The 12871-nt window shown below is 47.9% G+C and carries 9 protein-coding genes; 2 read left to right on the forward strand and 7 right to left on the reverse strand.

Annotated elements, in window-relative coordinates; all coding sequences use genetic code 11:
* Window positions 1-11: 11 nt before the first annotated feature.
* Together C8268_RS09045 and C8268_RS09050 are read left to right on the forward strand one after the other, a co-directional pair.
* Complete coding sequence (locus C8268_RS09045; RefSeq protein ID WP_106767356.1) at window positions 12-335, forward strand: hypothetical protein; 324 nt, start codon at window positions 12-14, stop codon at window positions 333-335.
* A 46-nt stretch (window positions 336-381) separates the two neighbouring features.
* Window positions 382-1722 (forward strand): hemolysin family protein, encoded by a 1341-nt coding sequence (locus C8268_RS09050; RefSeq protein WP_106767357.1) that lies wholly within the window; start codon window positions 382-384, stop codon window positions 1720-1722.
* 75 nt (window positions 1723-1797) lie between these two features.
* Here the strand turns inward: C8268_RS09050 and C8268_RS09055 are convergent, their stop codons facing one another.
* The 7 genes from C8268_RS09055 to ade all read right to left on the reverse strand — a co-directional run bounded on the left by C8268_RS09055 (window position 1798) and on the right by ade (window position 12742).
* On the reverse strand, window positions 1798-2856 hold the full coding sequence (locus tag C8268_RS09055) for a hypothetical protein (protein WP_106767358.1): 1059 nt from the start codon (window positions 2854-2856) through the stop codon (window positions 1798-1800).
* Between the two features lie 327 nt (window positions 2857-3183).
* A complete protein-coding gene (gene fumC / locus C8268_RS09060) occupies window positions 3184-4572 on the reverse strand; it encodes a class II fumarate hydratase (protein WP_106767359.1) in 1389 nt (462 codons plus the stop codon).
* Between the two features lie 202 nt (window positions 4573-4774).
* Window positions 4775-6541: a thiol reductant ABC exporter subunit CydC gene (cydC, locus tag C8268_RS09065; RefSeq protein ID WP_106767360.1), complete on the reverse strand. Its 1767-nt coding sequence runs from the start codon at window positions 6539-6541 to the stop codon at window positions 4775-4777.
* Window positions 6538-8289, reverse strand: a complete 1752-nt coding sequence (gene cydD, locus C8268_RS09070; RefSeq protein ID WP_106767361.1) for a thiol reductant ABC exporter subunit CydD — start codon at window positions 8287-8289, stop codon at window positions 6538-6540. The genes cydC and cydD overlap by 4 nt, the downstream gene beginning before the upstream one ends.
* Window positions 8289-9302, reverse strand: a complete 1014-nt coding sequence (gene cydB / locus C8268_RS09075; RefSeq protein WP_234032710.1) for a cytochrome d ubiquinol oxidase subunit II — start codon at window positions 9300-9302, stop codon at window positions 8289-8291. The genes cydD and cydB overlap by 1 nt, the downstream gene beginning before the upstream one ends.
* Window positions 9292-10695, reverse strand: a complete 1404-nt coding sequence (locus C8268_RS09080) for a cytochrome ubiquinol oxidase subunit I (protein ID WP_106767363.1) — start codon at window positions 10693-10695, stop codon at window positions 9292-9294. Before C8268_RS09080 ends, cydB begins: the two co-directional genes overlap by 11 nt.
* 241 nt (window positions 10696-10936) lie before the next feature.
* Entirely contained in the window at window positions 10937-12742 is a 1806-nt protein-coding gene (gene ade / locus C8268_RS09085; RefSeq protein ID WP_106767364.1) for an adenine deaminase, read from the reverse strand.
* Between the last annotated feature and the right edge of the window lie 129 nt (window positions 12743-12871).

The following is a 12871-nucleotide window of genomic DNA, read 5'->3' on the forward strand; positions in this document are numbered from 1 at the left end:
TAAGCAGATTCATGTACTTGGCACTTGGCTTAAGTTTTCTGGCATCAACTACACCCGTTAACGGGGAGGTTAAGTCCAAAAACTCCATTCCATCTCAGGAATTGCTTCTAGCTAAGAGCAACCGTGCTGCACCAGCCTTACCTGCTGCTCCCTTGCCGGAACAGATTCCATCTGTTGTAACACGTGTAATGCATCTGATATCCACCCGTATGACCGAATTCAGCGTTAAGACCGCCCATATTATTCTCATTTTAAAGCACATGCTTCTCGAACCTTTGAAGTTCAGGTCGAATTATGTTAGAGCTGATGCATATTTGCCTCTTGCTTTGCAGTAAGCTATTGAAAACAAATTCGGACCAGAAAAAAAAGGATGTGTTTTGATTGGTTGGCAGTATAGGCTTTAATTTATTTTTAGTAGCATTACTTATTGCGTTTACGGCTTTTTTCGTTATGACGGAATTTGCGATTGTAAAAATTCGGACCAGTCGAATCGATCAATTGGTGCTTGAAGGACGCAAAAACTCCTTGGCTGCAAAAAAAGTTGTGTCCAATCTTGACGGATATCTATCTGCCTGTCAGCTGGGTATAACGATTACGGCCCTGGGTCTCGGTTATTTGGGGGAAAGCACATTCGAGGCTCTATTTCATCCCATATTTGACGCAATCGGACTCCCTGTTGATCTCGCAGGGGCCATGTCATTCTTGTTTGCATTTCTTTTCATGACATTTATTCACGTGGTGATCGGTGAGCTTGCCCCTAAAACACTTGCTATTCAAAAAGCGGAGCAAATCACACTCATCACAGCCAATCCCATTATATGGTTCTACCGCCTCATGTATCCGTTTATCTGGCTCTTGAACGGCTCTGCCAACGGACTTGTCCGTTTGTTCGGCCTTCATCCTGCCAGCGAGCATGAAGAAGCTCACTCCGAAGAAGAGCTGCGGATGATCCTTAGCGAAAGCTACGAGAGCGGCAAGATCAACCAAAGCGAATATGGCTACGTTAGCCGTATTTTTGCCTTTGACGATCTGCTCGCCAAGGAAATTATGGTACCCCGTACCGATATGGTCTGTCTTTATGTGGATAAATCTCTAGCAGCAAACCTGCAGATTATTAAAAGAGAACAATATACCCGTTTCCCGGTCGTTCGCGGGGATAAGGACCAGGTCGTCGGTATGGTGAATACGAAACAGTTCTTCCTGGAGTTCGATGACAACTCAAATATGGATCTTTCCAAGCTCATCCATCCGGCCATGACGGTATCTGAAGCGATGCCGATCAAGAAGCTGCTGAAAAAAATGCAGCAGGAAGGCACACATATGGCCATTTTGATTGATGAGTATGGCGGTACTTCCGGGATGATTACAATTGAGGACATTCTGGAGGAAATCGTCGGAGAAATCCGCGACGAGTTCGACAATGACGAAGAGCGCGATCTGATTCAACCAGAACCGAATCGTCTTATCGTCAACGGAAAGGTAGCGATCAGTCGGGTGAATGATCTGTTGAACAGCGATCTGGACACAGAAGAGCTGGATACGATCGGCGGATGGTTGTACGGACATAATCCCGAGCTCATTAAAGGTGACAGCTGGACCTATGGTGAATTAACCTTTACGGTGCTGGAGAAGAAAACACACCGCTACACCAAGCTGCAAATTGTGAAAGAAGACGCAGAGCAGCAGGAAACCGAGGCTGTTGCCGAAGAAGTTGAATCCTAGACATAACGACGCCCTGTAGAGAATAGCTTCTCTGCAGGGCTTTTTTGATTGCAGCATTTTTTGTAGATCCCGTTTTTAATCCTTTCCAAGCTCCCTGATCTCAATGTCATTCGGGGAAGTAATTTGACTTATGTTATCCGTTCTGAACATATATGTCTTTGTATTTATGTTAAAATCCTCATTAAAACTGCCCTTGTTCGCCAGCTCTACGTTGCCAGGGGTATTCAGCTCAGACGGATAGTAATTTACTTCCAACCCCGTCTCACCTTCTGCCATCACTTCTGGCATTCTCTGAATCAGCTCCATCACACGCTCCTGCTCCATGGAAAGATCATTTGCCGCCAGATCAGCAAACACGGTTAAACTGACATGCTGCATGCCGACCGACGCTGCCGCCTCATTTGTTAAATCGCTATAATTTTTCACAGGTGTTTCATTATGCCCGGCATTTACCCATACTCTAAAAACCGCGGTATCTGGATACAACTCATCGACCAAAGGTGTCAGAATCTCCTTAAGCTGCACTGCCCATAACTCGTTTAGATAATTATCATTTGAAATGACTGAAGGATTTCCACTATCGCTCTCTAAAGTAAAAACCAGATCGGGATTTTGCTTCGGATGAGCTTCTATAGTGTAAGTACCTACCGCCCAAGTGTATTTCACATTTGTTACTTTAAACGGTTCATTGTATTTCTCTTCAAGATAGCTTTCAGCTGCTTCCTTGACTGCCCGCTTCTCTGCTATGCTTTTGGTAAAAGGCTCCGTCCCCCATGTATAGCCTACATACAACGACCCTATGAAAATGGCTACCCCCATCGCTGTTCTTACGATGATTTTCCCTGGAGAAGCGAACCGCCGCTGTTTCTTCTGGGCAAGAAGCGGATTTTGGACTGCTCTGTTGTTGAAATAGATCATAGTGATAATAAATCCAACGATATGTAATCCGAGTGCCAAGGGAGCCAAAACAAGTCCCAAAAAACCCAATGTTATAAAAAACAAAAAAAGTAGGGTCCCCTGCATAACCATAAGCACAGTTCCCCCTGCAATCATCCCCGCTGTGCCGATGTAAAACATGCCCAGACCGGTACAGATCAAAGATAAAAACGCTGCAATCCACCGATGTTTTTTCAAGATTAGCATCCTTCCTTATAAATCCTAGAAAATGATGTCCTATTTTCCAAAACCCATTATAGCAGTGGACTTCATAGAATCAAAGAACAAAACGCATGGTAATGCAGTGGGCCAACAATTCTTCTTTAAGGCAAGACTGATTTCAACAAAACAGAAGGGATGTCTTTAGGTCAATAGACAATAGACCTTTTAAGACATCCCTCTTAAGCGATGATAGAAAAACCAGGCATAACAGCTTCGTCACTTTGGGAGTGACCACACCAGTCTTCCACGTACGCTTGCCACATTTTATTGTAAAATCAAACGTTTCTTCATGCTGTCAATTCGTTACTCCTTCGGCCGAATCATTTCTGCAGGAACCACAAACCGATCAAACTCCTCACCGGAGAGCAGTCCGCTCTGAATAGCCGCCTCCCGCAGAGTCGAGCCTTCTTTATGTGCCTTCTTCGCAATAAACGCCGCATTTTCATAACCGATATGCGGATTCAATGCCGTAACAAGCATGAGGGAGCGCTCCATGTTCGTGCGAATGACGTCCATATTAGCTTCGATTCCGGAAGCACAGTTTCGGTCAAATGAATCCATCCCATCCGCCAGCAACCGTACCGACTGCAAGAAGTTATAGATAATGACTGGTTTGAACACGTTCAGTTCAAAGTTGCCCTGGCTTGCCGCAAAGCCGATAGATGCATCATTGCCCATCACCTGGCAGACAACCATCGTCAGCGCTTCGCTCTGGGTCGGGTTGACTTTACCCGGCATGATCGAGCTGCCCGGCTCATTCGCCGGAATCGTCAACTCGCCAATACCCGAGCGGGGACCGCTGGCCAGCCAACGCACATCGTTTGCAATTTTCATCAGATCGGCGGCTAATGCCTTCAACGCCCCATGGGCATACACCAGTTCATCGTGGCTTGTCAGCGCATGGAACTTGTTGCTTGCAGTGGAGAAGCTTTTTCCGGTTTCAGCACTGATCTCGGCTGCTGTCATTTCACCGAATTTCGGATGAGCGTTAATCCCCGTCCCGACAGCTGTACCTCCAATAGCCAGCTCCCGCAGCGGCTCTACCGCTGCAGCAATCATCAGCTCACACTTCTCCAGCATCCGATGCCAGCCGCTGATTTCCTGTCCGAGCGTCAAAGGAGTCGCATCCTGCAGGTGCGTACGGCCGATTTTGATCAAGTCCATATACTCCTCGCTCTTCACGGCAAGCGTATGCTTCAGCCGCTGTAAAGCTGGCAATAGCTGATCCTCCATCGCAATCAATGCAGCCATATGCATAGCTGTTGGAAAGGTGTCATTCGAGCTTTGTGATTTATTAACATCATCATTCGGGTGAATGGATTGTTCTATACCTTTTTCTTTTAAAAGCTGATTAGCACGATTGGCAATAACCTCATTCATATTCATGTTGGACTGGGTACCGCTGCCTGTCTGCCAGACAACAAGCGGAAAATGATCATCCCGCTCCCCGGTCAAGATTTCATCTGCCGCTTCTACTATTGCATCTGCTTTAATCTGATCCAGCTTGCCAAGCTTGGCGTTGGCAATGGCTGCACTTTTCTTCAGAATGGCAAAAGCCCGGATAATCTCGATGGGCATCTTCTCTGTTCCGATTCGAAAATTTTCAAGGCTGCGCTGGGTTTGCGCCGCCCATAGCTTATCCGCTGGCACCTTGATTTCACCCAGGGTATCTTTTTCAATACGGTAGTCCATTTTCATTGTCCTCCTTTTGCAATACGTGCTTTTAAAGCGCTTTATATTCCATATTCTCTTATTATCGCATAATTGGCTGAGGAAAGGAAAATGCCGACTGTCGATCTATTTATTCTCAAAAAAGCATCAAAAAGCCGGGACCACCTGAGTTTCCTCTGGCCATCCCGGCTTCAATTACATAAAAACAGCCGACTGCAATGGATTACACCTGAACCGGACGGTCCAGCCCGTACAAGCTGCGATATCGCGGATAACGCTCCATCAATTCAGCATGAGTACCGCGCATGACAATGCGGCCCTCTTCCATAAACACGATCTCATCCATTTTTTCCACACCAACCAGATGATGCGTTACCCAGATCAATGACTTACCCTCCAGGCTTGCGAACATCGTCGACAGCAGATCGCGCTCCGTCTTCGGATCAAGCCCTACCGTCGGCTCGTCGAGAATAACAACCGGTGTGTCCTGCAGCAAAATACGAGCGAGCGCCACACGCTGGCGCTCCCCGCCGGAAAAGCGCTGCCCGGTTTCCTGCATCCGGGTTTCCAAACCCTCTGGCAGAGCGTTCACAAGCTCCCCCAACCGGGCTTTTTGAACAGCAGCCTGAAGCTCCTCATCAGACGCGTCCATCCGTCCAAGCCGGATATTGTTCGCCAGTGTTGTGTCGAACAGATGCGGCTTCTGATTTAATACAGATACGACCGAAGGCATGCCATCACCGAATTGGCAGGCATCTATACCGTTTATGGTGACCCTGCCTTCCATTGGAGTAATCACACCTTGGATCAAATTCAGCAGCGTCGATTTACCAGCTCCTGAACGTCCGATGACAGCCACCTTCGCTCCTTGCGGAATGTCCAGCGACAGATTGCTTACTGTAGGGCGATCACTCGCCCCCCGCTCTCCGTAATCAAAGCGTACATTGTCCACTTTCAAATAAACACCTTCAAGAGCCGTAGCAGCAGCTTCCTCTCTCGTCATGCCGGCTTGATCTTCCCCATCCACTTGTTCGGGCGTCTCCTCCGTGATTGCGTTCAGCCGGATGAAAGACTGCTCATACTGTGGAATACGTTCGATGGCTTCGGAAACCGGGAGGAATGCATCCATAAGTGGAAATACAACGAGGACAAATGCTGCGATGAGCGTCACCTCGATTTGACCATCTGCATACTGCTGTCCTGACCAATAGATTATGGATATGACAATAGCACCTACGATGAGCTGGCTTAGAAAACCACGAAACCGTCCCCAACGTTTCAATGACCGATCCGTACGGTCGACACTGGCTTCATCCTGTTCATATCCTGTAAGAAAATCCTTTTGACGGCCGCTGATAAACCATTCTCCCATACCAAGCACCGCATCGGTCAGCTTCTGGTACAGAGCAGCTCGTTCATTCTTAACTTTACGATTGTTGCGCTTGGTAAGCAGCAGCGATACGATCGGCAGTACGAACACGAGCAGAAATATATATGCTGCCATCAACAAGGCAAATATCGGGTCAAACACGCCAATGACGATAATTACACCAGCATACAATACTAAAGCGACAATGGCCGGGAACACCGTGCGAATGTATACATCCTGCAAGTATTCAATGTCATCGGCCAGTACTCCGAGCAGATCCCCCGTCTTGAAGCGTGAGGAAAACCGAAGTGCCTGCGGCTCAAGCAGCTGATAAAGACGCAGACGCATTTTGGATAATATGCGCAGAATGGTGTCATGCCCTACCAATCGCTCGACATAGTGCATAACCGCCCGGCTGATCCCGAACGTGCGAACACCGACTGTCGGCACATATACCATCAATATGTTCTCCGGCCGAAGTGCAGATTTAGAGATCAGATAGCCGGAAGTAAACATAAGCATCGATGCTGACAAAATCGTCAGCGCACCCAGGAGCACGATGAGTAGAAAACGCCAGAAATAAACAGTTACATACGGGCGAAACCACTGTTCCTGTCTCAAAGCACTCCCTCCATTTGCGATGTGATCAAGCCGTAATATACTCCTTTACGCGCCATAAGCTGTTCATGTGTACCTGATTCAGCTAGACGACCTTGGTCCATGACCAGAATGAAGTCCATTTCCGTCATCCAGTGCAGGCGATGTGTGGCAAGGAACACCCATTTATCTTCAAACAGCGAAATGAGCGTTTCCTTCAGCTCATATTCCGTCTCGATATCCAGATGTGCGGTGGGCTCATCCAACAGCAGAACAGGGCGCTTGCTTAAAAACGCTCTTGCGATGGCAACCCGCTGTGCCTGTCCTCCGCTTAAACTTCGGCCACCCCCACCGATCAATTCATCCAAACCATTTGGCAAAGATGCCGCCAAATCGCTTAGCCCAGCAGCTTCTACCGCTCGCTTTACCTCAGCTCGTGAAGCGTCCGGAGCATAGAACCTAACATTATCTTCAAGTGTGGTGCTAAAAAGATATGGATGCTGTGGAATGTAGGTCATGTTTTTACGCCAGGTTTCAGAGGCTGTGTTCTCCAACGTTACCCCATCCAGCGTTATTTCGCCGCTCGTTGACGCAAGGAATCCCCCCAAAATGTCAATCAATGTCGATTTACCTGCACCGCTCTCGCCCACAATGCCAACTCGACCCTTTCCTTGTAGCCTGAAGCTAACATCAGACAATGAGGCAGGTCCGTTCTCATCATGGCGCATTCCGATACCGGACAACTCTAGCACACTGTGATCTTGCCATTTCAGCACAGGCTCTGGTCTAGAGCCTTCTTCATTCGTCTTATCTTTTGCAATACTACTCTTCGGCTCATCGTGGATGATCTCCTGAATCGCCTCACCCGCCTGCTTTCCATCCAGAGTCGCATGAAAATCAGCTCCCACCATACGTACCGGTAAGAAATACTCCGGTGCCAGAATGAGAATCGTCAGCGAAGGCAGCAGCTCCAAATTGCCGTTAATCAAGCGCAAACCTAAATTGACTGCCACAACAGCAACAGACAACATCGTAAAGAAATCGAGGGCAAAAGATGACAGAAAAGCAACTCGAAGTGTACGCATCGTTGCCTTACGGTAGCTTTCGCTAACCTCCCCAATGCTCTCGCTATGCTTACGGCTCTGGCCCAAAAACTTCAATGTTTCCAAACCGCGCAGTGAATCTACGAAATGGTTGGATAATATCCGATACGTATGCAGCTGTCGCTGCGTCTGCGTCCGAGCCGCCAAGCCGACCAAAATGAGAAACACGATTAGAATCGGCATCGTTACGAGCAGTATAATGGCCGAAAGACGATCAATATAAAACACATACAGCCATATCAATGCAGGAGTGATCGCTACACCCATCATACGCGGTATAGTCAGCTCTGCATATTTCCGAAACTTTGCGATGCCATCCAGCACAAGCGTAACCACATTGCCCGTTCCTTCAGACCGGACAAATCTCGGTCCCATATGGAACAGCTTATCCATCAGCTGCTTTCTCAGGTCCGTGCCCGTCTCTTCGGCAAACCGCTGTGCTATACCCTGCTGCAGCAGACCAATGGCGTGCCTTGCCAGAAATGCAAGCAGGAACAATACCATTGTGCTGTATTGTTCCTGCAGGGAGAATCCGGCAAACAGGGCGGAGATGACCTCCGCCAGCCATTTTGCCTGCAATATGATGGCCATGCTTTGTGCCAGGGTACATACGGCAACGACGAAAAATACCGTCTTAACTCCTTTGTATCCCAGCAGATCTTTACCCATCAGTATTCTAAATGCTCCTTCTCATGTACCCGTTTGTGGAAAACGAAGTAGCTCCATATTTGATATCCTAATACAAACGGCAGCAGCGTCACCGCCACAATCGTCATCACCTTCAGGGAATACTGCCCTGATGCAGCGTTGTGAATCGTCAGATCAAACGCATTGTTGATCGAGCTGATCATAACACGTGGGAATAACCCGATGAATACAGACATAAACCCAATGATGATGACAGCGCCGGTCATTCCAAATGCCCAGCCGTCTTTTTTAACTTTCATAAAGTAACCGGCGGCCAAAAATGCAGCAACGCCAAGGATCAATAATACGGACAAAATGCCGCCCCGAGCTTCAAACATATCCGTCATGAAATACGTCATCGCTCCGAACAGTACGAGCAGCGCTGCAACCGGGATCAACAGACGCTGGGCCATCACCCGGGCACGCTCCTGCAAATCTTCGGTAGTGCGCAGTGTTGTAAACACAAGTCCGTGCAACAAGCATAGCATAACCACGGTGATCCCGCCTACCACCGTATACAGATTGACGACATCAAAGAATCCGGCACGAAGATGCATCGATTCATCAATCGGCAGACCTTTCATAAGCCCGGCAAACACTACGCCAAAAAGGAACGGCGGCAGGATGCTTCCTGCGAAAATTGCAAAATCCCAGGTCTTTTTCCAGCGTGTATTCTCGACTTTACCGCGAAATTCAAATGCAACCCCGCGTCCAATCAACGCTAGCAGCAAGAAAACGAACGGAATATAAAATCCGCTGAACAGTGTAGCGTACCAGTTCGGGAAGGCCGCGAACATCGCTCCGCCCGCCGTAATCAGCCACACCTCATTCGCATCCCAGAACGGGCCGATCGAGTTGATCAACACCCGCCGCTGGCTATCATTCTTGGCCAGGAATTGGGTGGACATACCTACACCAAAGTCAAATCCTTCCAAAAAGAAGAATCCGATAAACAGAACGGCAATCAGTATAAACCAAAGCTCATTAAGAGACACTGCTGATTCCCTCCTTGTTGAATGGGTCAGCTGCGAGGTGATCTTCTTTTTCCTCCGCATTTGGCCCTTTCTTGATAACTTTAACGAACAGATAAGCCGTTATAGCAGCCAATACCGCATAAATCGTACTGAATGCAATCAATGAGAACAGGATGGAGCCTGCGCCTACGTTTGGCGAAATGCTGTCCTGTGTTTGATACAACCCGAATACCGTCCATGGCTGACGCCCGATCTCTGTCATGATCCATCCCGACGTATTAGCGATAAATGGCAGCGAAATACTGAACAGAAGTGCTTTCATGAACCACTTTCCAGCATTCTCTACTTTCTTGCGCATAGTCAACCATGTACCATACAATCCGAGCAAAATCATGATGCTACCAGCAACAACCATGATGCGGAAACTCCAGAATGTGGTTCGAACCGGTGGAATGTAATCACCAGGACCATACTGCTCTTCATATTGCGCCTGAAGCTCCTTCATGCCGACAACTTCACCGGAAAATTTACTGTAAGATAAGAAGCTGAGCAAATAAGGAATTTTCAGTTCAAATGTATTGGTCTGATTATCCGGATCGATTCCGGCAATGACCGTCCATGGAGCCGGATCTTCACTCGTTTCCCATAAACTCTCGGCCGCAGCCATTTTCATAGGCTGTGTGTCCACCAAATATTGTGCTTGCTGGTGACCAAAGAGAGCAACAAGAATGGAGGAAATCATAGCAACCACGATGGCGATGTTAAACGATTTTTTAAAGAAATCGATGTCCAATTTCTTCATCAGTTTGTATCCACTAACCCCAGCAACTAGGAAAGCACCTGTTGCCAATGCCCCGAAAATTGTATGCGGGAATTCAACCAACAGCTGACCATTCGTGATCAGCGCCCAAAAGTCATTCATCTCAGCCCGACCGTTCACCATCTCGAATCCGACAGGACGCTGCATGAACGAGTTGGCAACCAAAATCCAGAATGCCGAAATCAATGTACCTATGGATACGAGCCAGATACAGAGAAGGTGAACCTTCTTGGATAAGCGATCCCAGCCAAAAATCCACAATCCGATAAATGTAGACTCCAGGAAAAATGCGAGCAGTGCTTCAACCGCCAGCGGTGCTCCGAACACATCCCCGACAAATCGGGAGTACTCGGACCAGTTCATACCGAACTGGAATTCCTGCAGAATACCGGTAACAACCCCGACTGCAAAGTTAATGAGAAACAGTTTACCCCAAAATTTAGCCATTTTCTTGTAGGTTTCATTACCCTTGACAACGTACATCGTCTCCATGATGGCAATCAGAAATGCCAGACCAATGGACAACGGAACAAAGATGAAATGAAAGATGGTTGTCGAAGCGAATTGGATACGTGCGAGCATAACCGGATCCATAATATACCCCTTTCTTTTACTTCACATATTGAAACTTTTTAAAATTGATCTTTAATTATTTTCCCAAACAAACCTCACATGGATTGTGATATTTATCACATTTAAGCGAGGTGTATGGGGCTAAATAGTTATAAATTTGTGACGAAAATCACGTTTCCAGAAAAATATAGAAAAAAACAGGGCACACCTCAACGGGTGACCCTGTTTTTCGCAATGATAAGTGTCTCTTTTTTTTAACTTTTTAAACGGTGACGGCATCCAATTCCGTTTCGATTAATTTGAATTCAGATACATCAGCCAAGCCCCGGTTCGTAATCCGGATGTCCGGAATAACCGGCAGAGCGATCAGAGAGAAAGTCATAAACGGCGCATTCATCATGCAGCCCAGCTCCTTCCATGCCTTCTCCATGGATACCACTTCAGCAGCTACCGTCTCAAGCGGTCGATCTGACATTAATCCGGCTACCGGCATCTCCACCTTGGCAAGCACCTTGCCGTCACGCACCACGATCATGCCCCCACCGCAAGCGGCAAGCTCATTGGCGGCATAGGCCATATCTTCCGGATTGGTGCCCATAACGAGCAGATTGTGGCTATCGTGGGCAACCGTAGAGGCAACTGCACCGGATTTCAACTGAAATCCGCTTGCGAAGCCCAGTGAAATTTGCCCTGTTCCTTTATGGCGCTCAATGCAAGCGAGCTGAATAACGTCCTGCGCTATATCCGGCTGGATGATGTCCTCCTTCACTTGAAGGTCTGCAACGATTTTGGCCGTCCGGGCACTGTTCTCAATCACCTGTATTACGTTTACTTTTGTCTGTCCGTCGTTTCCTTTGCTATGGAGCAGGAAATCATCAGCGGTCAGAGCGCGTTGAAGCCGGACCGAGTTGCGAGCTTTCTCCGGATATACATATACCGGGAACTCCTTCACGATCTTTCCGGATTTCGCAATGACCTCACCATCAGCCATAACAAGCGACGGAATCATTTGCTTCAAATCATCGATCAGCAGAATATCTGCAGCTTTCCCCGGTGCAATGCTTCCGATTTCCTGATCCAGCCCGAAGTACCGTGCGACGTTAATCGTCCCCATCTGAATGGCTTTCACCGGATCAACACCTTCTTCAATGGCCCGGCGTACCACATGATTCAAATGGCCAAGATTCAGCAGTGTCATCGGATAAACGTCATCGGTTACCAAAGAAATATTATCGGTACATACGTTATCTTCCGTAACTACTTTGATGACTTCTTTCACATCATGCCAAGCGGAACCTTCACGGATCATCAGATGCATACCGAGTCTAACCTTCTGCAAGCCCTGCTCCCTCGTTACCGTTTCGTGGCAGGAGTTGGCCCCTGAAGCGATATAAGCCTGCAGCATACGTTCATCATCAGAAGGAAAATGACCAGTCACCGTTTTTCCAGCCTTTAAGGTTGCAGCAACTTCTCCGCACATCGTCGGGTCACCAAATACGACCCCGGGAAAGTTCATAACTTCGCCCAGACCTTCTACGCCCGGCCACTTCAACCCGGCTTCAATATCGGCTACACCAAGTGCCGCACCTGCGTCTTCAAGATCGGTTGTAGACGGAACGCAGGACGGGAAGGTTGTAAATACTTTCAGCGGCAGCTGCTGCCCCTCTTCGTGCATCCAACGCACGCCCTCGGAACCAAATACGTTCGCAATTTCATGCGGGTCCATAAAAATAGAAGTCGTGCCTGTTGCCATGGCCGCTTTAGCGAATTCTGTTACCGTCAGCATCGTGCTTTCCACATGCATATGCCCGTCTACCAGACCTGGCGCAATGTACCGACCATTTGCCTGGATCACATTTGTATGCTCATCGATCGTATGATCGGCTTGTCCAATATATGCAATTCTTCCGAAAGCTATCGCTACATCAACATGCTCCAACAGCTCTCCCGTAAACACATTCACAAGTGTACCGTCCTTGATCACCGTTTCCGCGGCTGCCTTTCCCATGGCAATTTGTCCAAGCGGATAGCTGACCTCGTAAAGCTTCTGTCTTTTCTGTGAACTCATTTATAGCACTCTCCCATCGCGATGATAAAAAACTGGTTTTATCCCAGATTCATTTGTGACAAGACATGAAAAACCCGGACAGCGTTCTGCCCGGGTTACTATACATAAAGGAAAAGAGACCCCAAAATA

It is taken from the genome of Paenibacillus faecalis, from assembly GCF_900289175.1.
Lineage (GTDB): Bacteria > Bacillota > Bacilli > Paenibacillales > Paenibacillaceae > Paenibacillus_AQ > Paenibacillus_AQ faecalis.

What these genes read in the sequence shown, in the direction of transcription:
- cydD (WP_106767361.1), bottom strand. Translation starts at nt 8,289, where the DNA reads ATGGGTAAAGATCTGCTGGGATACAAAGGAGTTAAGACGGTATTTTTC.
- fumC (WP_106767359.1), bottom strand. Translation starts at nt 4,572, where the DNA reads ATGGACTACCGTATTGAAAAAGATACCCTGGGTGAAATCAAGGTGCCA.
- C8268_RS09045 (WP_106767356.1), top strand. Translation starts at nt 12, where the DNA reads ATGTACTTGGCACTTGGCTTAAGTTTTCTGGCATCAACTACACCCGTT.
- C8268_RS09080 (WP_106767363.1), bottom strand. Translation starts at nt 10,695, where the DNA reads ATGGATCCGGTTATGCTCGCACGTATCCAATTCGCTTCGACAACCATC.
- ade (WP_106767364.1), bottom strand. Translation starts at nt 12,742, where the DNA reads ATGAGTTCACAGAAAAGACAGAAGCTTTACGAGGTCAGCTATCCGCTT.